Genomic DNA, 21928 nt, shown 5'->3' with positions numbered 1-21928 from the left:
CTTTGAAAAACACAAAAATAGTAGACAACTTCACATGATTACAAAAGCAACATTAGAGAACGTTTCGCAATTAAACACCTTAATCAATTCAGCGTACCGCGGAGAATCGTCTAAAAAAGGATGGACTACTGAGGCTAATATTTTAGATGGACTTCGAACGACTGAGGAAGAATTATCAGAAACGATTCTGAATCCTAAAAATACGGTTCTGAAATTTACGGACAACAACCAAATTATAGGTTGTGTACTATTGGTTGAGAAAGAGCAGGAATTGTATTTAGGCATGCTGACCGTTTCACCCGAATTACAAAACAGTGGCGTTGGTAAAAAGTTATTGCAGCAGGCAGAACTTCATGCCTTGGAATTAGGATTGCCAAAAATCATAATGACAGTAATTTCCGTTCGGGATGAACTTATTGCTTGGTACAAGCGCAACGGTTATGAAGATACTGGCTCTAGAGAACCGTTTCCGGCAAGCGATGTTCATATTCCAATTTCGGACGAACCTTTGGAATTTGTTGTTATGGAAAAAATTATTTATTAATTCAAATAATTGATTTATAGTTTATTATATTTTTAAATAAAATTAATTAACTTTATTTATTCCTTTTAATTCCCAGTAGTAAAGCTATAAATAATTTCACTCTATTAGTTTTCCTATTATCAATCTTAAATCGAAATAAAATGGCAACTACTCCCAAAACACTCGTTATAAAAGATTTAGAAGAAAAATCAATTTTGGTTTCTAGAACATTTTCTGCTGCACTAGAAAAAGTTTGGCGTTCGTTTACGGAAAGTGAATTATTAGAACAATGGTGGGCACCAAACCCTTGGAAAGCCGAAACCAAAACGATGGACTTTTCTGTTGGTGGCTATTGGTTGTATGCCATGGTGGGTCCTGAAAATGAAAAACATTGGGGACGTATGGACTATACATCCATAACGCCATATTTAGGTTTTGAAATTAAAGATAGTTTTTGTGACGAAGAAGGAAACATAAATACTTCGTTGCCGGTTTCTACAGGAATAATTGTTTTTACCACAACTGAATCGGGGACTTTGGTCGAATTCAAGATGTTTTATTCCGATGAAAAAGAGATTGAAACCATGATTGAAATGGGTTTTGAACAAGGCATTACCGCATGTTTAGAACAATTGGAAATGTTATTTGAAGAGAAGAAAATCTAGCGATTAGCATGATACTTTTTCATAAATTAAAAATATTTAAATAGACTTTATCTCTGGTAACGGTGGAAACACATTTCTAAAGAGCTTTTTAATGATAATATTTGTTATTCAAACTTAAAATAAATTTTATGACAACGTTTAAAGATTTGGGGGAATTACAAATTAAAACAAAAATAGCGAGTGATTAGTTTGAAACAAAGGATGGATTTACTGCTGATAATTTGCTGATTTATTTCGATGAAAGTATTAATGAATAGAGATTACTAGACAATAGTACTTTGTCTACAATGGATTTTATAACAATAAAAATACCTTTGGATTATGAAGAAGTTACTAGAATAAAACTGATTTCTTCCGAAAAACGAAAAGCTAATTAAAAAAGATTACACTATCCTTCTTTAGTATGTGCTCTCTTGTAAAATAATTTCTATCAGTCGCTCTCGCTATTGAGATTCCTCCTTCGTCGGAATGACAAATAAACTCGAGATGCTCGCGTAAGGGATTGCGGCGGCATCCTTTCCTTTTTTCTTTAAAAAGGAAAGATACAGTCAAAAGCCCGACCCCAAAGCTGCAGATACGTAAATGGAAAATGGATTTTCTGCTTTGGGGTTACGCCCAAACCCTAATAAAACTCCAATAAAATCAGTTATAGTTAAAACAAAGCCTATTTTTGTGGCGTGAAAAAATCAGTTTCAATTATTGGAGGAGGACCCGCAGCGCTTATTCTTGCTGCAATATTAGATTGTGAGAAATTCAAAGTTACCATTTACGAGAAAAATAAAACACTGGGAAGGAAATTTCTGGTGGCCGGAAAAGGTGGATTCAACCTCACCCATTCGGAACCCATTGCTGAACTGATTGCGCGCTATACACCGCCTCATTTTCTGGAAAAAGCATTACTTGATTTTGATAATAACGACTTTAGACAGTGGATTGATTCCATTGGTATCCCAACGTATATTGGCAGTAGCAAGCGGGTTTATCCTGAAAGTGGCATCAAGCCCATAACGGTGCTCAACGCAATTCTGGATGTTTTGGATAAGCAAGGTGTTGCGATTCAATACCAACATACTTGGAAGGGTTGGACAAATGAAAATGATATAATCTTCAATACCTATACAACAATAAATTCCGACTTTACCATTTTTGCCATGGGCGGTGGGAGCTGGAAAGTTACCGGTTCTGATGGTTCTTGGCTTGATTTATTTAAAAATGAAAGTATTCCTGTTGCGCCTTTTCAATCTTCGAATTGTGCGTATCGTGTGGATTGGCCGGAAGATTTTATCTTAGAACATGAAGGAAATCCACTTAAAAATATTGCGATTAGCTGTTTGAATAAAAGGCAAAAAGGAGAAGCAGTTATTACGCGTTTCGGTTTAGAGGGAAATGCTATTTATGCGTTGAGTCCACAAATTCGGGAAGAATTGGAGAACCATAAAAAAGCTATAATTTACGTAGATATGAAACCAACTTTACGCTATGATGATTTACTTGACAAGATTAGAAAATCAACTTTCAAAAAGACGAGCGAAACATTACAAAAAGAAATTAAATTGAGTCCTGCACAGATTGGACTGTTGAAAAAATACCTTTCCAAAGAAACTTATTTGAATTCGGAATTATTGTCACAAAACATAAAAAAATTAAGTATAGAAATCACTGGTTCTGCACTATTGAACGATGCAATATCCACAACAGGAGGCATTCAACTGATTGCTGTGGGTGAAAATTTCCAACTAAAAAACAAAAATCGTACTTATTGCATTGGTGAAATGCTCGACTGGGATGCGCCAACTGGCGGCTATCTTCTTCAGGCTTGCTTCAGTATGGGGATGCATCTTGCACGTCACTTGAACGGCATTCCTTAAATCTTATGGATTATAATGTGGATTCCAAAAAAGTATTTTGATTGCGAAATGACTTTCCAATAGTTTAAAATTTATTTATAACACCATTTCTTCGAACAAACGTTGCGCTGTTTGTTCCAAATCATCACACAAACCCGGATGTGGTCTTGAGGTTTGAATGGCAGAACTGCGCAATGCAGTTAACCAACGAAAACGCGATGGAATATCAAATTGCCCAATGGGTCCACCTGCTTTTTCGCCATGCGCCACTTTTGCAAATGCCTGTACATTTAAATGCAGTTGTTTCACATCCAAATCATCTGAAAAAAGTTGGAGTTTGGCTTCATTTACCAAATACAAAACCCTTATGAATTTTGCTTTTTTACAAAAGAGAATAATCCCCACATTGAGGAATTCTTCGCGTTCTACCCTTGGCACAACCCGGATTACGGCATACTCATATAAGTGTTGCTCTTGCATTTTGTGCTTCGTTTATAAAAATTTCGGAATGGTTCAAACGTGTGGATAAAAACTGAAAATAGACATCCCGAATGGCTTCGGGAGTTTCATCGCTGTCTTCCCAATGGAGCCAAATTTCCGGAATCAGATTCACAATATTTTGCAATACATCAACAGACAATATTTTTTTGAAAGCTATATCAGTTTCTATTATCAACGAAGCCTGAGGCAACAATACATGATCTTTTATCAGTGCAAAAGGACTTTGTGCGTGCTTTTCCCAATTGGTCCATGAATGATGAAAATATAGACTTGCTCCATGATCGATTAGCCATAACTCTTTATGCCAAATCAACATATTCGTGTTTCTAAACGTTCTGTCTACGTTTGTAATAAAAGCATCTAACCAAACAATTTGCGAGGCCAGTTTTGGTTCCACTAAAGTAACAACAGGATCAAAATTTATGGCTCCCGATAAATAGTGTAACGCTAAATTCAGTCCCTGACTCCCTTGAAGCAAGTCCTGAATTTCTTCGTCGGCTTCACTGCGTCCGAAAGCTTCGTCAAGATTTGCGAAAACAAGTTCTGGCATTTTCAGGTTTAAAACACGGGCTATTTCTCCTCCTATTAATTCGGCAATTAAGGCTTTTACACCGTGCCCGGCACCTTTAAATTTTAATACATATTTAAAATCATCATCGGCTTCGGCGAGCGCAGGCAAAGAACCTCCTTCCCGAAGTGGAGTGATGTATCGCGTAACATTTACGGTTCTAAGATGGGGTATTTTTTCCATAATCGAATTGGATGAAGCTATTTTGCTTGGATACAAACTTACAAATAAGTGGTGTAAAATTCATTTAGGAATGTTATTTACTCCAATTTTTCTAAACTCAAAAAAGCTTTCCCAATATTCGCAACCACATCTGAAGCGATGAACGATTGATAACCGGTTTCCGGCAGCGCAATATCTGCGGTTAATCCGTGAAGGTAAACTCCAAGAATTGCAGCAGTAATAGGTTCATAGGATTGCGCCAATAAACTGCTAATCATTCCCGTCAAAACATCGCCAGTTCCGGCGGTTGCAAGCGCAGCATTTCCCGTGGTATTTTGATAGACAGTTTCACCATCGATGATTCGTGTAGGTGCGCCTTTCATTACGATTATAATTTGATATTGTTTGGAGAAAGAGACTGCTTTACTCATTTTTTCTTCTTCGGAATCCCATTTTCCTGTAAGTCGTTCCAGTTCTTTGGGATGTGGCGTAATAACCGTTTTGGGTTGTAGTAAAACTAATAATTTTTTGTTTTTGGAGATGATATTCAATGCATCAGCGTCTATAACCAACGGAATTCTATTTGTTTTCAGAAATTGATACAGCGCATTTTGGGTTTCTACGGCTTGGCCTAAACCGGGACCAATTCCGATGGCCTGCGGTACTACATCAAAAGTTATTTCTGAAATTATTGCGTCTTGAATATCTGTAAGAACCATGATTTCGGGAATCGCGGTCTGCAGAATAGTGTAGCCACATTTTGGAATAAAAACGGTCACTAATCCACAACCAGTTTTCAAACAAGCTTTGGAAGATAAACTCACTGCTCCTATTTTGCCATAACTTCCGCCAATGATTAAAGCGTGTCCCTGAATTCCTTTGTGCGTATGTTCATCAGGCTTTTTGTAGTATTTCAGGATTTCTTTTTGGTCAATGTAAATTGGATTTGTCATGGAAATTTGTTTGTTTAAAATTACGGATTTAAAATCTCAAATAGAAATTCCCTTTGATTCTTTTCATATCCAAGACATAATTTCTCAATAGAAATCTACATTTAGCGTAACTTTTATAGCTCTATATTGAGCAACAGCCTCAAAACTATTTAACATTTTCTGAATCGTTTTTTTTGTGTTTCCAATAGACACATTTTGAGGGATTTTGATAATAATCGTACGGATGTATTCATTTCTAATTCTACTGATTGCCGGCTCCTCCGGACCTAATACTGGCATATTAAGATTCTGGCTCATCACTTGGTACAACCACATAGAACCTTCCTTCAACTTATCAAAATCACGCTGTTTCAAGGTCAGCTTTATAATTCTGAAATAAGGTGGGTATTTATAAATTTGTCGGTCATATAATTGCTCTTTATACATTCCCAAGTAATCATTATTAGTGATTTGTTGTATGGTATTGTGATTAGGATTATAGGTTTGTATGATTACTTTTCCTTGTTTTTCTGAACGTCCAGCTCTACCAGCAACTTGCGTCATCATCTGGAAACTTCTCTCAAAAGCTCTGAAATCAGGATGAAATAACATGTTATCAGCATTCATGATTCCCACTAAACTCACATTATCAAAATCCAATCCTTTAGCCAGCATTTGTGTTCCAACTAATATATCTATTTCTCTATTTTTAAAACTATCAATGATTTTTTCGAAACCATATTTTCCTCGAGTAGTATCTTGATCCATTCTCCCAATTTTTGAATTTGGAAAAATAGAAATCAATTCTTGTTCGATTTGTTCCGTTCCAAAACCTTTTGTCGTTAAATCAACACTGGAACACGCGTGACAATGCGTAGGTTTTGCCATAGTGTACCCACAATAATGACAACGCAACTGATTTTTATGTTTGTGATACGTCAAACTCACATCACATTGCTGGCATTGTGGTACATGACCGCAAGTGATACACTCTACAACTGGTGAATATCCTCTACGGTTTTGAAATAAAATTACTTGTTCTCCTAATGACAATGCGTTTGTAATTTCTTCGATTAAAACATCGCTGAAATGTCCTGTCATTTTTTTACGAAAGTATTTGTCTTTCAAATCCACCAATTCAATATTCGGCATCATCACGTTTCCAAAACGCTTGGAAATTTCGACTAAACCAAATTTATCTGATTTGGCATTAAAATACGTTTCTATACTTGGCGTAGCCGAACCCAAAAGTACTTTTGCTTTATGCGAATGAGCCAAAACTATGGCCGCATCTCGCGCATGATATCGAGGAGCCGGATCTACTTGCTTGAAGGTTTGCTCATGCTCTTCGTCTACAATTATGAATCCCAAATCATAAAATGGCAAAAACAAAGCCGACCTCGCTCCTATTACTACTTGCGCTTTCTCCGATTTTTGCAAGACTTGGTTCCAAACTTCGACTCGTTCATTATTGTTGTATTTCGAATGAAAAACAGCCACTTTATTTCCGAAATACGCTCTTAAACGTCCCACTAATTGAGTCGTTAATGCAATTTCCGGCAATAAATAAAGAATTTGTTTTCCTGTTTCCAAATATTCTTCGATGAGTTTGATATAAATTTCGGTCTTTCCACTGGAAGTTACACCATGCAACAAACACACTTCTTTTTGAGTGAAACTTTCTTTGATTTCGTCGAAAGCCGTTTGCTGATCCACACTTAATCGCAGTTCGCCTTCGTTAATTTTTCCGTTGAAATTTACTCGGTCTTCCTGAAGAAAATAATCCTCGAATATTTCTTTTTCGATTAAAGCTTTTACAATTGCAGCAGAAGAATTAGCTTCCTCAATTAATTTTTTAACTGTTATGGGTTTAGCTACGCCTTGGGTCTTTTCTGTAGCGCACAATTGGAAATAACGCATTACGATTTCCTTTTGTTTATTGGCATTTTTCAATGTTTCCAACAATTCACTTAAGCCTTGATTGGATTCATATTTAGGATGTAAACGAACGTATCGAACTAACTTAGGTTTGTAGCTTTCTTGAATTTCCTCCTGAAGCACCAAAATATTCTTATCGACCAGTTTTTGAATAACAGGAAAAATATTTTTCTTATTTAAAATAGCAATAATATCTTGGACTTTTAGTGAATTTTGCTGTTGCAAAGCTTCATAAACCAAAAACTCATCATCTGAAAGAAGGCTCGTATCAATAAATGAATCGGTTTTTTGAGAGATAAGGGTTTCGCTTTCCAGCAAAAGTGCACTTGGCATGGCGCCACGATACACATCCCCAATGGCACACATATAATAAGAAGCAATCCATTGCCAATGTGCGATTTGGATTTCGGTAACAATAGGTCTTTCATCGAGAATTTGATGAATTTCCTTGGCTTCGTATAATGCGGGCTTGTTTTGATGAATTTCAATAACTAAAGCCGTATAAATTTTACTTTTCCCAAAGGGAACCGCCACCCGCATTCCTTTTTTGATGTAATGAAATTCTGTCTCGGAAACACTGTATGTAAAGGTTTTGGCTAGGAAAAGTGGTAAAATTACTTCTACAAAATACATTTATTATCAATTAAGAGTTATGAGGTTGAGTTATGATTATGTAGTACTTTAACTCATAACTCTTAATATTTTAATTATTTTACTCTATTCCAAGTTTGTGTTCTACCAAATAAAGAAACTCCAATATAGCCTCTTACATTCAGCTTGTCATTGCCTTCTAAAGCTATAAAGCATTTGTATAATTTACCAGAAGTTGGATCCAAAATTTTTCCTGAGTTGTATTCTTTACCATCTTTTTTAAGTCCTTTGATGATAACAAGTCCCATAACCGGTTTATTTTTCTCCTCACCTAAACATGCTGTACATAAGCTTTTTTTCTTTTCGGCATCAATGATATCAACAATTTTACCATAAATTTTACCGGAACGCTCGTAGATTTCTACTATTGATTTAGCTTTTCCAGTTTCGTCATCGATAGTTTTCCATTTCCCAATAACGCTATTGGATTGTGCATAAAAAGTCATTGAAACTAATAATGCCAAACTTGTAATTGTATTTCTCATTTTTTTATTTTTTAGCCCTGATAGTAGTTGAAATCCTTTTCTTTTTTTCTTTAAAAAAGAAAAGATTGTAACGAATAGCAGGAAATAGCTCCTAATTTTGAAACTATTTAGATTTAATAATTTACTCTTTTTTAGCTTTTAATTTATTTACTGTTGCATTCAATTCAAAACCCAACAATAATATCATACAGTTGATCCAAATATAAAACATCAAAATCAATAATGTTCCTATTGAACCGTATAATTCATTGTATTGTGAAAATTTTGTGACCCAGATTCCAAAAAAATAGGAGTCTAATATGATCAAAATAGTAGTAAACACGGATCCTATGGAGATGAAAGCTCTATTTTTGTCGTGTTTTGTACCAAATTTGAAAAGTATGGACGTGGTAATCAGAATCATCAAAATAACAAAAGCATATCGTCCGATAACGATTAATTGAATCTGGTCACTGAATACTGTTTTTTGTATCAAAACTTCAAAAACAACTATTATTGCAACGGTCACTAATAGTAGTAAAGACAATAATAATGACATGCCCAATGCTACTATATATTGACGGATAAATCCTCTTTTAATAAGGACGTGACGTGAGGTTTCAAAGCCACCTAAAATTCCATTTAATCCATTTGCCATCAGAAAAATAGATAATATAAAACCTGAAGACAGCAGTCCCGAATCACTATTATTTAGAATATCGCTGATGATTTTATAAATTGCATCATAAGTATTGGGTGGTACTCCATCCTTGACAAACATCAAAAAATCTTCTTGAAAACCTTCAATAGGTATGAATGGAATTAAATTTAAAATAAAAAGTGCAAAAGGAAACAATGCCATAAAAAAACTAAAAGCAATGGCACTGGCGTGATATGTTAACGCACTTTCGATGATTCCTAAGCCATATATTTCCATTAAATCATACAAAGACAAACCTTCCAACCAGGGAAGTTTTATCTTTTTTAAACCAAACATAAGATTCCGTACTATTGGAATTCTTCGTAGTTTCAATTCAATTTCTTTACTCATATTGCTTTTAAACTCAAATCCATGTTATAAACAGAATGTGTTAGTGCGCCAGACGAAATATAATCTACACCGCATTCCGCATAGTTACGAATAGTATTTTCATTAATATTTCCAGAAGATTCTGTGTCGCATTTATCTCCAATTAAAGCAACTGCTTTTTTCGTGTCATCAAAATTAAAGTTATCTATTAAAATCCTGTAAACACCTTCGCTCTCCAGAATTTCTTTGATTTCATCCAAGTTTCTGGCCTCGACAATGATTTTAAGATCCAGATTATTTTCTTTTAAATATGCTTTTGTTTTGACTATGGCCAAAGTAATTCCACCCGCAAAATCATTGTGATTATCCTTGAGCATTATCATGTCGTACAACGCAAACCGATGATTTTCGCCTCCGCCAATTTTGACTGCCCATTTTTCACATGCTCTAAAACCTGGAGTTGTTTTACGGGTGTCAAGAATTTTAGTAGTTGTTCCCTCTAATAAACGTACGTATTCTTTAGTTTTGGTCGCAATCGCTGACATTCTTTGCATTGAATTCAAAACTACGCGTTCTGATTTCAAAATAGATTGAGAACTTCCTGATACATGAAAAACGATGTCACCTTTTTTTACCGGAGTTCCGTCCTGAATAAAAGTTTCTATTTGCAAATTAGGATCTACATAATCAAAAACCATTTTAGCAAAAGCTACACCGGCAATAATGCCGTCTTCTTTGACTAATAACTTTGCTTTTCCTGTTGCAGATGCGGGAATACAAGCCAATGAACTGTAATCTCCTGGCCCAACATCTTCCCTAATGGCATTTTGTATTAGTATTTCTAACTCGTTTTTGAACTGTATGTCGCTAATCATTTTATAGGAAATTTATGGAATGCTAAAGTAATGTATATTTTGTGGAATTGAAAATTTGTAGGTCGGGTTATTTAGAAAAAAGATACAATTGAATCCGCTTCATCAAAAAAATATACCCTATGGAGCAGACTAATTGAATGCAGTTGCATCCTGGAATTTTATAATTAACGCATTAAAAAATTCAGTATTGTACAGATATTCAATTCAAACTTTAGAATACTATTTTTTTTTAGGGCAATTCTTTTAAAAATCTTATATTTGAGTTTAGTAATTAAAACACTGTTTATGAAATCTTTTTTAAGCTTACTTTTTGCAACATCGCTACTTTTTACTTCTTGTAAAAAAGAAGTAGAAACCCAAAATAATACTTCAACAAACGTAGTTCCTTTTACGGAAGTTGGCAGACAAATGAAAACTGAAGCTGCTGCAGCTAACCAACCACAAAATACAACTGCTCAGCCAACAACCACTGCCGCCGGTGCAAATCCAGCTCACGGTCAACCAGGTCATCGTTGTGATATCCCTGTTGGAGCACCATTAAATTCACCAATTGCTACAACAACTCCACAACAAAACAAACCAGTTCCTGCAGCTACTGTTACAACGACGACAACCCCAACTGTTACAACTACGGTTCCAACAACTCCCACTCCAGAAGGGATGAATCCGCCACATGGTCAAGAAAATCACCGTTGTGATATTGCCGTGGGTGCGCCATTACCAAAATAAAATTTGAAAAGATTCCTCAAAATAAAAACTGGCGTAAATTCTGAAGAGTTTACGCCAGTATTAGTTTTTGGTATCAAAGTCATAAAAAAACAAGAACTTTTTTAGAATAAAATAATTTGCAAACCCAACATTATGAAACCATTTTTAATTTTTGATTTTGATTTAAAAAGCAACCTTGTCAATTGGAAAATTGTAAATGATGCTGTGATGGGCGGAGTATCCGAAAGTAAAATCTATCTGAATACAAATGGAGAGGGAACTTTTGAAGGCAAAGTATCTTTAGAAAATAATGGTGGATTTTGCGCGGTAAAATATACTTTTGAGCCATTAATTTTAAAAAGTGCTACACATTTTTGCATTCGGATTAAAGGGGACGGTAAACAATATCAATTCAGAGTCAAGACTCATCGAACTGATTCCCATTCATATGTGTTTCCTTTTCAAACTACCACAGATTGGCAAAAGATTGAAATTCCAATCACGGAATTGTATCCTGCTTTCAGAGGACAAAAATTAAATCTGCCTAATTATGACAGTTCTAATTTAGAGGAAATTGCTTTCTTGATAGGCAATAAAAAAGAAGAAACATTTCAATTGCTAATTGATAGCATTGAGGCAAAATAAATATTATTCAAACTTTTTTTGTACAAACTTAAAGTCAGACTATTAATTTCTACCAAAGAAAACACATATTAAAACTGTTAATTCTTCTATCTTTGCGCCTCTGAAATCCAACAAAATGAATATTAAATTAATTGCTATCGGTAAAACTGATAACAAAGCCTTACAATCTTTAATAGACGATTATACGAAGCGATTGTCTTTTTATATCAAGTTCGATTTGGATATTATTCCAGATATCAAGAATGTAAAAAACTTATCGGAAAGTCAACAGAAAGAAAAAGAAGGCGAATTGATTTTGGCAAAAATTACACCTACGGACCAACTTATTTTGTTAGACGAAAACGGAAAAAACTATTCCAGCGTACGCTTTTCAGAAGAATTACAAAAGAAAATGAACTCCGGAGTAAAGACTTTAGTTTTCGTTATTGGTGGCCCTTATGGATTTTCGGATACCGTTTATGCTAAAGCTCAGGGAAAAATATCGCTGTCTTTAATGACTTTTTCACATCAAATGGTTCGTTTATTTTTTATCGAACAATTGTATCGCGGCTTTACGATTTTAAGAAACGAACCGTATCATCACCAATAATTATTTTGTTTAAAGTTTTCTTTGTTTGAAGTTTAGTAAATAAATTCTTCCTGTTTTACATTAAATTCTGACGATGGCAACTTTAAACTATTAATGAAAATTTTGTTTTGAATGTAATTTCCAAAATTCAAGTTTTTGTCAAAGCAGAAAATGTATTGGACAGCTTTATTATTAGGTACTTTATCAAAATAGGTTTGCAACTCTTCTTGTTTTACCACAGTATCATCCACTAAAATTTCATTGTTTTTGTCAAAAAAGACAACTATTCCTGACTTTGGTTTTTCCAGTTTGTAATACACATTTGTAAAAGGAATAAAAGCTAGATTTTTTCCAATTGTATCTGCATAAGAATAATAATTTTCGGCCTTTTCATTCTTGTGTGCTTTTTCTTCGCGCTTCTTTTGTTGCAACTTCATGATTTCCAGAATGGCAAGTCTTAATGGTAAACGTTTGTCAACATTTAGAATCCAATTGGTCGAAATAATACTGTTTTTACGGTTTACATCTGCCAGAGTATCTTTTCCTTTAGTTCTGAAAAAAATATAGACTGGAGAAAGATCCGCAACATTTTTAACAATTGTTGTATTGGCTTTAGGTAAGAGAATGTCTTCTTTCTTTCCACAAGAAAATAGAGTAAAAAGAACAATCAGCGTAAAATATTTCATGTTTATAAATTGATTTTATTGAATATGGTAACGCATTCCATCGCTTCTTTAACATCGTGAACTCGAAGAATTTTTGCTCCTTTAGTCAATGCCAAAGTATTCAAAACCGTAGTTCCGTTTAGCGCATTTTCTATTGTAGTATCAAGTGTTTTATAAACCATAGATTTTCTGGATATCCCAATAAGAAGTGGCAATTCCAGCATATTAAACAATTCCATTTTTTGAAAAACCTCATAATTCTGAGCTATAGTTTTGGCAAAGCCAAAGCCCGGATCGATTATTAAGTCATTGATTCCAAAACTTCTGGCAATGGCCACTTTTTCAGAGAAATAAAATAACATTTCTTTTACAATATCATCGTAATCCGTGAGTGTTTGCATCGTTTGCGGATTGCCTCGCATGTGCATCATAATATAAGGAACATTGTATTTCGCAATTATCTCCAGCATTCTACCATCCAAATTTCCTGCTGAAATATCATTGATTATAGCCGCGCCACTTTCTATCGAAGTTTTTGCAACTTCACTTCTAAAGGTGTCAATCGAAATTATTGTCTCTGGAAAATGCTTTAGAATCAAATCAACAACAGGATTAATCCTCGAAATTTCTTGTTGTTCCGAGACAAATTCTGCGTTTGGTTTGCTCGAATAAGCACCGATATCTATGAAAGTGGCGCCATCAAGCAACATTTTTTCGACTTGAGAAAGTATTTCGGTTTCGTTCTTATATTTTCCACCATCAAAAAAAGAGTTGGGCGTCACATTCAAAATCCCCATTACTTTGGGAGTTGATAAGTCAACAAGTAATCCTTTGCAGTTAATAGTCATTCGTTTACAGTTTTAAAGACTTCAAAATTCGACATTCAAAAAAATTATCTTACTTTTGAAAAAATTTCAAGACAAATATACACCAATAATGAAGAATACTTCAAAGGAATATGATACTGTGATTGCGACCTGTCGTGCACTGTTTATCAACAAAATGAAAGATTACGGATGTGCTTGGCGCATTTTAAGATTGCCTTCATTGACAGATCAACTCTACATAAAAGCCCAAAGAATTAGAAGCTTACAAGAAAATGAAGTTCGCAAAATTGATGAAGATGAAACGGGCGAATTCATCGGGATTATCAATTATTCGATTATGGCGTTGATTCAATTGGAATTAGGCGTTGTGGATCAACCTGATTTAGACGTTGCAAAAGCAACTGAATTATACGATGCCAAAGTTAAATTAACCAAAGATTTAATGGAAGATAAAAATCATGATTATGGGGAAGCTTGGCGCGAAATGCGTGTGAGTTCACTAACCGATTTGATTTTACAAAAACTACTTCGTGTCAAACAAATTGAAGACAATAAAGGGAAAACTTTAGTTTCTGAAGGAATCGACGCTAATTATCAGGACATGATAAATTACTCGGTTTTTGCTTTGATTCTAATGGGTTTTGGAAATAGATAATAAAAGGCTATCACAAAAATGAAAAATATAATTACTCAATTTTCTAGAATTTTCGTTGGAATACTATTCATTATTTCCGGTTTAATCAAACTGAATGACCCAATTGGATTTTCGTATAAACTGGCTGAATATTTCAGTGAGCCCGTTTTCAACATGCCCTTTTTTGTTCCGTTTGCATTAGGAATCGCTTTGTTTTTAGTAATTCTTGAAGTGGTTCTGGGAATTATGTTGCTCATTGGTTACAAAACCAAGTTCACTATTTGGAGTTTACTAATCTTGATTGTATTGTTTACTTTCCTGACTTTTTATTCTGCTTATTTTAATGTGGTAAAAGATTGTGGTTGTTTTGGAGACGCTTTAAAACTTACGCCTTGGCAATCGTTTACTAAGGATATCGTTTTACTTTTCTTTATACTGATATTATTTTTCAATCAAAAATTGGTGAAACCGTTGTTTACCAATAATATACAAAATATAGTCATTTATGCCAGTATTGTTTTATCGTCACTTATGGGAGTTTGGATTTTAAACCATTTGCCAATAATCGATTTTAGACCGTATAAAGTAGGAAACAATATTCAAAAAGGAATGCTAATTCCTGATGGAGCAGAAAAATCTGTTGTGGAAATGGTCTTTATTTACAAAGTTGGTGGTGTCAATAAAGAATTTACCGAAAAAGATTTGATGGCGATTCCGGAAGGTGCCGTATTTGTAGACCGAAAAGACAAAGTCATTACTGAAGGTTACGTTCCTCCTATTCACGATTTTACAATGGAAAAAGATGGTTCTGATTACAAAGATGAATTTTTAGAAGCTCCAAAATTGATGTTGATAACCGCTTATGATTTGGCCAAAGCCGATCATAGTGGAATAGCAAAATTAGAAAAACTGAATCAAGATGCTAAAGCAAAAGGATATCAGGTGATTGGAATGACTGCATCTTCAGCAGAAGAAATAGCTGCTATAAAAAAACAATTCGGATTGACATTTGACTTCTATTTTTGTGATGCGATAACCGTAAAAACGATTGAAAGAGCCAATCCAAGTATTGTTTTGATTGAAAAAGGAACGATAAAACAAAAAGTGCATCACAACGATATTACAGACTTAAAAATCTAAATAAACCATAAAACTAAAAAGTCGTAAAGTCCAAAACAGGAAACTTTACGGCTTTTTTGTTTAAAAGAATGGCAAGTGCCATTCCGAAAAATCACTAAGTCAAAATCATTCAATTATTTTTGAACTATAACGATATTGCTTTATCATTTTCGGATAATGCTTTCAAAATTTCTTATTCTGTATAACGCATTCAAATTCTTTGTTTAACTTTGTTTAAAAACTATACTATAATGAAACGAATAATAGCATTACTACTTGCGTTTGTCACCTTCTCTTGCACATCAACTGCACAAAAAACTAAATTCTCAAAAGAAGCTTTATCTGAAACCCTTTTAGCCACTGACGGAAGCCAAGTTTCTTTTCAAGATATTCTGAAAAAATACAAAGGAAAAGCATTGGTAATTGAAGTTTGGGCTTCTTGGTGCGGTGATTGTGTAAAAGCAATGCCTAAACTAAAAGAACTGCAAGCTAACAATCTTGATGCTGCGTACTTGTTTATTTCGATGGACAAAACTGCTGATAAATGGAAAGCTGGAATTGAAAAACACCAATTAAAAGGAGATCATTTCATGGTAAATGACCAAATGAAAGGCGTATTTGCAAAAGCTATGGATATTGATTGGATTCCAAGATACATCATTGTAGACAAAAACGGAAAAATTGTTTTATACCGCGCCATAGAAACTGATTTTGACAAAATCAATGAAACACTAAAAAATTTAAAATAATACATTTCAACATTGAAAAACATAACCAAAAACTAAATATAATATAATTAAAATGAGAAAGAAGATTGTTGCAGGAAACTGGAAAATGCATAAAAATGCTGAGCAAACAGAAGATTTATTGAATGAGTTAATATCCAAAATACCAACTGATACGAAAGCACAAGTAATTGTAGCTCCAACATTTGTAAACTTGGCTTCAGCTGCTGATCATTTAGAATTCACAAATATTGATGTTGCTGCACAAAACGTACATCAAGCAGAAAGTGGTGCTTTTACAGGCGAAATCTCTGCAGATATGCTTAAAAGTGTTGGTGTAGATATTGTAATTCTTGGACATTCAGAGCGTAGAGCTATTTTTCATGAATCGGATGCTTTGATTGCTAACAAAGTAAATACGGCTTTAGAGCATGACATGAGAGTAATTTTCTGTTTTGGAGAAGAATTAAAAGATCGTCAATCAAAAAATCATTTTAATGTGGTAGAAAATCAGTTAAGAGATGGTTTATTTCATATTGAAGCAAAAGATTGGGATAATATTGTTTTAGCCTATGAGCCGGTTTGGGCAATAGGAACTGGAGAAACAGCTTCTCCAGAACAAGCTCAGGAAATGCATGAATTTATCAGAGAAACAGTTCGTAAAGCTTACGGAAGTGATATTGCAGAAAATGTATCTATTCTTTATGGTGGTAGTGTAAAACCTGATAATGCAAAAGAAATTTTCTCAAAACCTGATGTAGACGGTGGTCTTATTGGTGGTGCTGCGCTTAAAGCTGATGATTTTTTAGCGATTGTAAATGCTATATAAATTTCATTTTTAGAATGTATAAAAAAAGCGGTGATTTATTTTCACCGCTTTTTTTTTTAAATTCCTATTTCTACCTGAAAACGTAAATACCAATTATTTTTTGTGCTTCCGTCGAAATAATTTAAAGTATCAAAAGTCAATTCGCTTTGTAACTTAAAAGTTTGTTCCCAAACATATTTGGTTAGACCAACATGTATTGTTTAGAATTTGGAGCCAAAGTCCTAATATCTTTACCTACTTTTTGAGTGGAATACCTGCCAATAATTTCATAATTCGATGGGAAATTATAACTCAACTGATGATCAAATCCATTCCCTACATAAGCAAAATTAGATTGTGAAATATTGTCCGGATTAATAGTAACAGCATTCCTGGATGTAGTTCTAGACATGTAACTTGACATGGCAGCCCATCCATTGTATTTCAACATAGCATCCAGCATCACTGATTTCATAGTTCGCTCCTCAAACAAGTCATTCCCTAACTGTCCTTGTGTTCTTTTGGCATGATTATTTTGCTGAAAAGCTCCAGAAAGCATAAGTTTTGGCTTTTTTTCTCTTACAATATCCCCTTCAAAATAGGTCCCGTCCCTAGAAAAAGCTCCAAAGGGTAATAACTCCACTTTTCCGGTTACAGCAACTCCTGCATCTGCATTTCCTGTTATATTACGTCCTTCACCTGTTGAAACAGCCGTTTTGAAATTATAAGAAAATTTATCTTGAAATTCATTCATATTATGAACTTGGAAACCAAAATCTCTATCAATTGTAAATCTGGCGTTATTAATGGAACGATCCGTTAATTGAAGACCACCTGAAGAATTTACACGTTGACGGTTTCCTGGTAATTTTGTTTGTCCAAAACTGATATTCCAATGTTTATTAGGTCTGTAAAAAACAACCGCATCACGAATAATATTAATATTTTCTCCTTCTTGAATTTCTCCCACATCGCCCGGGGCAAATGATAATTGGACTGCATATAAAAATTTTGGAGAACCCACATAACCGTCAAATCGCAAACGCAAACGTCTGATTTGTCCATCATAAACGCCATCTTCACCTTCATTTTCAGTATAAGTAACTCTGTTTTGCATTCGAAAACGAATATTCAATTGGTATAAACTATCAGGAGAAGTAATTCCAATTCCTTTACCAAAACTATAATAAGGAAGTGCAGATAATTTTAAGTCATTATCTTGTTTGTTTTGCTTTATAGTAACTTGACCATTGCTGACAATACTGAGCAGAAAAACAAAAAATAAAATGATTTTTTTCATGCAGTTGTTATGTGTTTGTGATGCAAATGTAAAATAAAAATTGATTTACAAATGCTGTTTAAATAGTGATTGTTACCTTTGCAAAAAAAAAAGCATGTCAAACATTTATATTGGGTATCACTTTACTATTGAGCCTAAAGAACTAGGTTCTGAAATATTAATTGCAGAACTGGGAGAAAGAGCATTTGAGAGTTTTACAGAAACTGAAACTGGCATATCAGCTTTTGTTCAAAAAGATTTATGGGAAGAAATGATTCTTGATGACATTCATATTTTACAATCAGATGAATTTACTATCAATTATACTTTTGAAGAAATTGAACAAGTGAACTGGAATGAAGAATGGGAAAAGAATTTTGAAGCCATAGATGTAGATGGGAATTGTCATGTTCGAGCGCCTTTTCATCCAAAAACTGAGGCAGAATTTGACATTGTAATTGAACCAAAAATGAGTTTTGGAACGGGTCATCACGAAACGACACACATGATGATTCAGCATTTATTAGAAATGGACGTTACTGGAATGAAAACGCTGGATATGGGATGCGGAACTGCCATTTTAGCAATTCTTGCCGAAATGAAAGGTGCTCAACCAATTGATGCCATTGACATTGACAACTGGTGTTATTTGAATTCAATTGAAAATGCTCAACGCAATAATTGTAAACACATCACAGTTTATGAAGGTGAAGCAACATTATTAGCTGGTAAAAAATACGATTTAATTATTGCTAATATTAACAGAAACATCTTGTTGAACGATATGCAAAGTTATGTTGACAGTTTAAATCCTAATGGAACACTACTTTTAAGTGGGTTTTATCAGGAAGATATTCCATTTATAGATGCTTCTTGTACTGAAAAAGGACTGACTTATGTTAAAAAATTTGAAAGAAACAATTGGGTGTCTTTAAAATACGTAATTTAGCAGTATTATTTTTTTTATTAATTACGAAAGTACAAAAACCTACAAAAATGAGTACTAAAGAAAAAGTAAGAGAAAGAGTCAGTCTAAAAGAAACAATTAGTTTAGACAATGAAATAGTGGTTTACAACGATGATGTAAACACTTTTGACCATGTCATTGAAACTTTGATTCGCGTTTGTGATCACACTCCGGAACAAGCAGAACAATGTTCATTAATTGTACATTATAACGGCAAGTGCACCGTAAAAACGGGTCCTTATGATAAATTAAAACCGCAATGCACTCAATTATTACAAGCAGGATTAAATGCGGAGATAATTTAAGTACAGTAAAAACTTCCACTAGAAATAAATTACTGTGAATAATTCAAAAACATTCTCTTTTATTCTATATTTGAATAAAAAAAAGTGTTTTTATGGAAGAATACGGTAAAATTTTAGTTTTTGTAATGCCCATCTTTTTGATATTAATTATCATCGAGAAAATATATGGGCATTACAAAGGGGAAGATACTGCACCCAATATGGATTCTATTTCAAGCGTCAGCTCTGGAATGGTCAACTCTCTAAAAGATGTTTTGGGACTTAGCATCACGCTCGTTTCTTACGATTGGATTGCTTCTAAAATAGCTTTATTTGATCCTCAAGCAAACTTTTTTACCTATTTTATTGGATTTATTGCTATCGATTTTTACGGCTATTGGAGCCATCGTTTGTCTCATCAAATTAATTTTTTATGGAACAAACATGCCATTCACCACAGCAGTGAGGAATTCAATTTGGCTTGTGCCCTACGCCAACCCGTTTCCAGTTTCGTAAATTTATTTACCTTTTTATTAATTCCGGCAGCTCTTTTGGGAGTTCCCTCCAAAGTGATTGCAATAACCTTACCGATTCATTTGTTCCTTCAATTTTGGTACCACACCAAGCACATTAAGAAAATTGGTTTTCTAGAAAACATACTGGTTTCTCCCTCCCATCATAGGGTTCATCATGCCATCAACCCTGAATATATGGACAAAAACCATTCCCAGATATTTATCATTTGGGATAAATTGTTTGGAACTTTTCAAGCGGAATTAGAAACTGTTCCTCCTGTTTTTGGAATCACAAGACCTGCTAGAACCTGGAATCCTATTCGGATTAATTTTCAGCATTTATGGTTATTGATTACAGATGCTTGGCGTGCAGAAAACTGGAAAGATAAGTTTACCATTTGGTTTAAACCAACAGGCTGGCGTCCAGAAAATTTTGAAGCAAAATATCCCGTAACTAAAATCACCAATGTCTATGATTTTGAAAAATACGGTGTTCAACATTCTAAAAAACTGATGTACTGGTCGTTGTTTCAAGCAATAATAACGTTATTACTTATTAGTTACCTCTACAATTCAATCGCATTAATAGGTTTGCCAAATGTATTTATTTACGGCGCATTCATTTTTCTTACGGTTTACAGTTACACAGAATTAATGGACACCCGCAAAATTTCTGTATTCTGGGAAAGTATCCGGTTTGTATTTGGAATTGGGCTAATTTTCTATTTTGGAGATTGGTTTGGGATGAATCAACTCTTCCCATTTGCGAGTTATATTATTGGTGGTTACCTCCTTTTGTCCTGGGCTGTAACGGTATATTTTGTCAGCAGTAATTTTGAAAAAGAAACAATGATTGTAGCTCAATCTTAAAAATAATATATGAAAAGCAACATAATATCAAAGAGTTTTATCGGATTTAGTCTTGTTTATCTTTTGATAATTCATTTTGGAAAAGAGGAAATTGCCTGGTTTTTCAAACCGTTTTTATTACCGTTTCTAATTCTGGCAGTTTATGTACACGAAAGGTTCATTGCTAAAAAAGTTCTTTTGACAGCTTTGACTTTGTCGTGGATTGGTGATATTATTTTGATGTTTGCTGACAAAGGAGAGTTGTATTTTATAGCAGGATTGATTGCTTTTTTATTTTCGCATATTTTTTATATCATACTTTTTAGCAAACAATTAAAGATTTATTTAAAGAAAAGTAAAATCATTTTCTGGATAGGAGTCACAGTAATTACCTTTTATTTAATTGTAATGATGCTGATTTTATTACCAAGTTTAGGTGATTTAAAAATTCCGGTTTTTGTTTACGCGCTGACAATTTCAATTATGTTGTTATTTGCACTTAAAGGCTTTATGAATTGGCATAAACCTGCCAGCATATACATTTTGGTTGGCGCTATCATTTTTGTAGCTTCTGATAGTCTTTTAGCCTTTGATAAATTTTATACGCCGCTGCAATTCAGTTCCTTCCTGATTATGGCAACCTATTTACTTGCACAATATTTGATTGTCATTGGAATTTTAAAATTAAACAAAAAAAAGTAGCATTTGCATGAGAAAATGCTACTTTGATATCAGATATTTTTCGATTAATGAGGTAATTTATTTTTTAATAATCCATATAAATAAGTTCCCAAAAGAGCTCCAAAAAGCACTATAGAAACGGTCCAAAAACCCGCTCCAAGCAAAATAAATATTGGACCAGGACAAGAACCAACCAATGCCCAACCCAAACCAAAAAACAATCCGCCAACCCAGTATCGAGCAGATCCTTTTTCTTTATCGGGAATTTCTATAGATTCTCCTTTGATGTCTTTTATGTTATTTCGTTTAATAATTTGAATTCCAATAATTCCTGTTAAGATAGCAACAGAGATAATTCCGTACATGTGAAACGACTGAAATTGAAACATTTCATAAATGCGATACCAAGAAACGGCTTCAGATTTGGTCAGTACAATTCCGAAAATAAATCCAACTAATAGATATTTTAGTATATTTTTCATGCTTTTAATTTTAATT

Annotated in this window: 24 protein-coding genes and 1 pseudogene; 14 read left to right on the top strand and 11 right to left on the bottom strand. The window is 33.9% G+C overall.

The features are described from left to right. Window positions 1–34 precede the first annotated feature (34 nt). The 3 genes from AC0J6S_RS12295 to AC0J6S_RS12285 all read left to right on the top strand — a co-directional run bounded on the left by AC0J6S_RS12295 (window position 35) and on the right by AC0J6S_RS12285 (window position 3056). Window positions 35–544, top strand: coding sequence for a GNAT family N-acetyltransferase (locus AC0J6S_RS12295; RefSeq protein ID WP_474954080.1), 510 nt, complete (start codon window positions 35–37; stop codon window positions 542–544). A 140-nt stretch (window positions 545–684) separates the two neighbouring features. Beyond that, a complete protein-coding gene (locus AC0J6S_RS12290) occupies window positions 685–1188 on the top strand; it encodes an SRPBCC family protein (protein ID WP_474954079.1) in 504 nt (167 codons plus the stop codon). Window positions 1189–1865: 677 nt separating this feature from the next. Then, window positions 1866–3056 carry a BaiN/RdsA family NAD(P)/FAD-dependent oxidoreductase gene (locus AC0J6S_RS12285; RefSeq protein WP_474954078.1) on the top strand — a complete coding sequence of 397 codons (1191 nt, stop codon included), beginning with the start codon at window positions 1866–1868 and terminating at the stop codon, window positions 3054–3056. Between the two features lie 75 nt (window positions 3057–3131). On the opposite strand, the gene AC0J6S_RS12280 is transcribed toward AC0J6S_RS12285, so the two are convergent. The 7 genes from AC0J6S_RS12280 to nadC all read right to left on the bottom strand — a co-directional run bounded on the left by AC0J6S_RS12280 (window position 3132) and on the right by nadC (window position 10156). Next, a complete protein-coding gene (locus tag AC0J6S_RS12280) occupies window positions 3132–3515 on the bottom strand; it encodes a DUF3037 domain-containing protein (RefSeq protein ID WP_474954077.1) in 384 nt (127 codons plus the stop codon). Then, window positions 3493–4287: a HipA family kinase gene (locus tag AC0J6S_RS12275; protein WP_474954076.1), complete on the bottom strand. Its 795-nt coding sequence runs from the start codon at window positions 4285–4287 to the stop codon at window positions 3493–3495. The genes AC0J6S_RS12280 and AC0J6S_RS12275 overlap by 23 nt, the downstream gene beginning before the upstream one ends. 77 nt (window positions 4288–4364) lie before the next feature. Then, window positions 4365–5219 (bottom strand): NAD(P)H-hydrate dehydratase, encoded by an 855-nt coding sequence (locus AC0J6S_RS12270; protein ID WP_474954075.1) that lies wholly within the window; start codon window positions 5217–5219, stop codon window positions 4365–4367. An 84-nt stretch (window positions 5220–5303) separates the two neighbouring features. Beyond that, on the bottom strand, window positions 5304–7769 hold the full coding sequence (gene priA, locus AC0J6S_RS12265; RefSeq protein ID WP_474954074.1) for a replication restart helicase PriA: 2466 nt from the start codon (window positions 7767–7769) through the stop codon (window positions 5304–5306). A gap of 74 nt (window positions 7770–7843) precedes the next feature. Then, window positions 7844–8272 carry a DUF2147 domain-containing protein gene (locus AC0J6S_RS12260; RefSeq protein WP_474954073.1) on the bottom strand — a complete coding sequence of 143 codons (429 nt, stop codon included), beginning with the start codon at window positions 8270–8272 and terminating at the stop codon, window positions 7844–7846. Window positions 8273–8393: 121 nt separating this feature from the next. Then, a complete protein-coding gene (locus tag AC0J6S_RS12255) occupies window positions 8394–9302 on the bottom strand; it encodes a YihY/virulence factor BrkB family protein (protein WP_474954072.1) in 909 nt (302 codons plus the stop codon). Further along, a complete protein-coding gene (nadC, locus tag AC0J6S_RS12250; protein ID WP_474954071.1) occupies window positions 9299–10156 on the bottom strand; it encodes a carboxylating nicotinate-nucleotide diphosphorylase in 858 nt (285 codons plus the stop codon). The genes AC0J6S_RS12255 and nadC overlap by 4 nt, the downstream gene beginning before the upstream one ends. A gap of 285 nt (window positions 10157–10441) precedes the next feature. Between nadC and AC0J6S_RS12245 the strand changes: the two genes are divergently transcribed. The 3 genes from AC0J6S_RS12245 (at window position 10442) to rlmH (ending at window position 12098) form a co-directional block, all read left to right on the top strand. Continuing rightward, window positions 10442–10885: a hypothetical protein gene (locus AC0J6S_RS12245; RefSeq protein ID WP_474954070.1), complete on the top strand. Its 444-nt coding sequence runs from the start codon at window positions 10442–10444 to the stop codon at window positions 10883–10885. Between the two features lie 132 nt (window positions 10886–11017). Then, on the top strand, window positions 11018–11509 hold the full coding sequence (locus tag AC0J6S_RS12240; protein ID WP_474954069.1) for a CIA30 family protein: 492 nt from the start codon (window positions 11018–11020) through the stop codon (window positions 11507–11509). Between the two features lie 115 nt (window positions 11510–11624). Continuing rightward, window positions 11625–12098 carry a 23S rRNA (pseudouridine(1915)-N(3))-methyltransferase RlmH gene (gene rlmH / locus AC0J6S_RS12235; RefSeq protein ID WP_474954068.1) on the top strand — a complete coding sequence of 158 codons (474 nt, stop codon included), beginning with the start codon at window positions 11625–11627 and terminating at the stop codon, window positions 12096–12098. Between the two features lie 32 nt (window positions 12099–12130). Here the strand turns inward: rlmH and AC0J6S_RS12230 are convergent, their stop codons facing one another. Next, window positions 12131–12763, bottom strand: a complete 633-nt coding sequence (locus AC0J6S_RS12230) for a hypothetical protein (protein ID WP_474954067.1) — start codon at window positions 12761–12763, stop codon at window positions 12131–12133. A 2-nt stretch (window positions 12764–12765) separates the two neighbouring features. Further along, window positions 12766–13590: a dihydropteroate synthase gene (gene folP / locus AC0J6S_RS12225; protein ID WP_474954066.1), complete on the bottom strand. Its 825-nt coding sequence runs from the start codon at window positions 13588–13590 to the stop codon at window positions 12766–12768. A gap of 88 nt (window positions 13591–13678) precedes the next feature. Here folP and AC0J6S_RS12220 point away from each other — a divergent pair, with 88 nt between their 5' ends. From AC0J6S_RS12220 to tpiA, 4 genes are all read left to right on the top strand, one after another. Further along, a complete protein-coding gene (locus AC0J6S_RS12220; RefSeq protein ID WP_474956361.1) occupies window positions 13679–14224 on the top strand; it encodes a DUF1599 domain-containing protein in 546 nt (181 codons plus the stop codon). A gap of 18 nt (window positions 14225–14242) precedes the next feature. Further along, window positions 14243–15343: a BT_3928 family protein gene (locus tag AC0J6S_RS12215; protein WP_474954065.1), complete on the top strand. Its 1101-nt coding sequence runs from the start codon at window positions 14243–14245 to the stop codon at window positions 15341–15343. Window positions 15344–15573: 230 nt separating this feature from the next. After that, a complete protein-coding gene (locus AC0J6S_RS12210) occupies window positions 15574–16071 on the top strand; it encodes a TlpA family protein disulfide reductase (RefSeq protein WP_474954064.1) in 498 nt (165 codons plus the stop codon). A 52-nt stretch (window positions 16072–16123) separates the two neighbouring features. After that, window positions 16124–16876: a triose-phosphate isomerase gene (gene tpiA, locus AC0J6S_RS12205; protein WP_474954063.1), complete on the top strand. Its 753-nt coding sequence runs from the start codon at window positions 16124–16126 to the stop codon at window positions 16874–16876. A gap of 56 nt (window positions 16877–16932) precedes the next feature. Here tpiA and AC0J6S_RS12200 read toward each other — a convergent pair. Then, window positions 16933–18155 (bottom strand): annotated as a pseudogene (locus AC0J6S_RS12200) (porin). A gap of 94 nt (window positions 18156–18249) precedes the next feature. On the opposite strand from AC0J6S_RS12200, the gene prmA reads away from it, so the two are divergent. The 4 genes from prmA (at window position 18250) to AC0J6S_RS12180 (ending at window position 21451) form a co-directional block, all read left to right on the top strand. Continuing rightward, complete coding sequence (gene prmA, locus AC0J6S_RS12195; protein ID WP_474954062.1) at window positions 18250–19083, top strand: 50S ribosomal protein L11 methyltransferase; 834 nt, start codon at window positions 18250–18252, stop codon at window positions 19081–19083. A gap of 47 nt (window positions 19084–19130) precedes the next feature. Beyond that, complete coding sequence (locus tag AC0J6S_RS12190) at window positions 19131–19406, top strand: ATP-dependent Clp protease adaptor ClpS (RefSeq protein ID WP_474954061.1); 276 nt, start codon at window positions 19131–19133, stop codon at window positions 19404–19406. Between the two features lie 92 nt (window positions 19407–19498). Continuing rightward, window positions 19499–20770 (top strand): sterol desaturase family protein, encoded by a 1272-nt coding sequence (locus tag AC0J6S_RS12185; protein ID WP_474954060.1) that lies wholly within the window; start codon window positions 19499–19501, stop codon window positions 20768–20770. 9 nt (window positions 20771–20779) lie between these two features. Then, a complete protein-coding gene (locus AC0J6S_RS12180) occupies window positions 20780–21451 on the top strand; it encodes a lysoplasmalogenase (protein WP_474954059.1) in 672 nt (223 codons plus the stop codon). Between the two features lie 44 nt (window positions 21452–21495). On the opposite strand, the gene AC0J6S_RS12175 is transcribed toward AC0J6S_RS12180, so the two are convergent. Then, on the bottom strand, window positions 21496–21912 hold the full coding sequence (locus AC0J6S_RS12175) for a DUF6691 family protein (RefSeq protein WP_474954058.1): 417 nt from the start codon (window positions 21910–21912) through the stop codon (window positions 21496–21498). Between the last annotated feature and the right edge of the window lie 16 nt (window positions 21913–21928).

This window comes from Flavobacterium sp. TS_SC_5 (assembly GCF_056156265.1).
The sequence above is the reverse complement of the archived record's forward strand: the minus strand, read 5'-3'. Positions and strand labels throughout refer to the sequence as shown.

What these genes read in the sequence shown, in the direction of transcription:
- rlmH (WP_474954068.1), top strand. Translation starts at nt 11,625, where the DNA reads ATGAATATTAAATTAATTGCTATCGGTAAAACTGATAACAAAGCCTTA.
- AC0J6S_RS12245 (WP_474954070.1), top strand. Translation starts at nt 10,442, where the DNA reads ATGAAATCTTTTTTAAGCTTACTTTTTGCAACATCGCTACTTTTTACT.
- prmA (WP_474954062.1), top strand. Translation starts at nt 18,250, where the DNA reads ATGTCAAACATTTATATTGGGTATCACTTTACTATTGAGCCTAAAGAA.
- AC0J6S_RS12215 (WP_474954065.1), top strand. Translation starts at nt 14,243, where the DNA reads ATGAAAAATATAATTACTCAATTTTCTAGAATTTTCGTTGGAATACTA.
- AC0J6S_RS12260 (WP_474954073.1), bottom strand. Translation starts at nt 8,272, where the DNA reads ATGAGAAATACAATTACAAGTTTGGCATTATTAGTTTCAATGACTTTT.
- AC0J6S_RS12180 (WP_474954059.1), top strand. Translation starts at nt 20,780, where the DNA reads ATGAAAAGCAACATAATATCAAAGAGTTTTATCGGATTTAGTCTTGTT.
- AC0J6S_RS12280 (WP_474954077.1), bottom strand. Translation starts at nt 3,515, where the DNA reads ATGCAAGAGCAACACTTATATGAGTATGCCGTAATCCGGGTTGTGCCA.
- tpiA (WP_474954063.1), top strand. Translation starts at nt 16,124, where the DNA reads ATGAGAAAGAAGATTGTTGCAGGAAACTGGAAAATGCATAAAAATGCT.
- folP (WP_474954066.1), bottom strand. Translation starts at nt 13,590, where the DNA reads ATGACTATTAACTGCAAAGGATTACTTGTTGACTTATCAACTCCCAAA.
- AC0J6S_RS12185 (WP_474954060.1), top strand. Translation starts at nt 19,499, where the DNA reads ATGGAAGAATACGGTAAAATTTTAGTTTTTGTAATGCCCATCTTTTTG.
- AC0J6S_RS12175 (WP_474954058.1), bottom strand. Translation starts at nt 21,912, where the DNA reads ATGAAAAATATACTAAAATATCTATTAGTTGGATTTATTTTCGGAATT.
- priA (WP_474954074.1), bottom strand. Translation starts at nt 7,769, where the DNA reads ATGTATTTTGTAGAAGTAATTTTACCACTTTTCCTAGCCAAAACCTTT.
- AC0J6S_RS12240 (WP_474954069.1), top strand. Translation starts at nt 11,018, where the DNA reads ATGAAACCATTTTTAATTTTTGATTTTGATTTAAAAAGCAACCTTGTC.
- AC0J6S_RS12290 (WP_474954079.1), top strand. Translation starts at nt 685, where the DNA reads ATGGCAACTACTCCCAAAACACTCGTTATAAAAGATTTAGAAGAAAAA.
- AC0J6S_RS12220 (WP_474956361.1), top strand. Translation starts at nt 13,679, where the DNA reads ATGAAGAATACTTCAAAGGAATATGATACTGTGATTGCGACCTGTCGT.
- nadC (WP_474954071.1), bottom strand. Translation starts at nt 10,156, where the DNA reads ATGATTAGCGACATACAGTTCAAAAACGAGTTAGAAATACTAATACAA.
- AC0J6S_RS12210 (WP_474954064.1), top strand. Translation starts at nt 15,574, where the DNA reads ATGAAACGAATAATAGCATTACTACTTGCGTTTGTCACCTTCTCTTGC.
- AC0J6S_RS12230 (WP_474954067.1), bottom strand. Translation starts at nt 12,763, where the DNA reads ATGAAATATTTTACGCTGATTGTTCTTTTTACTCTATTTTCTTGTGGA.
- AC0J6S_RS12270 (WP_474954075.1), bottom strand. Translation starts at nt 5,219, where the DNA reads ATGACAAATCCAATTTACATTGACCAAAAAGAAATCCTGAAATACTAC.
- AC0J6S_RS12275 (WP_474954076.1), bottom strand. Translation starts at nt 4,287, where the DNA reads ATGGAAAAAATACCCCATCTTAGAACCGTAAATGTTACGCGATACATC.
- AC0J6S_RS12255 (WP_474954072.1), bottom strand. Translation starts at nt 9,302, where the DNA reads ATGAGTAAAGAAATTGAATTGAAACTACGAAGAATTCCAATAGTACGG.
- AC0J6S_RS12295 (WP_474954080.1), top strand. Translation starts at nt 35, where the DNA reads ATGATTACAAAAGCAACATTAGAGAACGTTTCGCAATTAAACACCTTA.
- AC0J6S_RS12190 (WP_474954061.1), top strand. Translation starts at nt 19,131, where the DNA reads ATGAGTACTAAAGAAAAAGTAAGAGAAAGAGTCAGTCTAAAAGAAACA.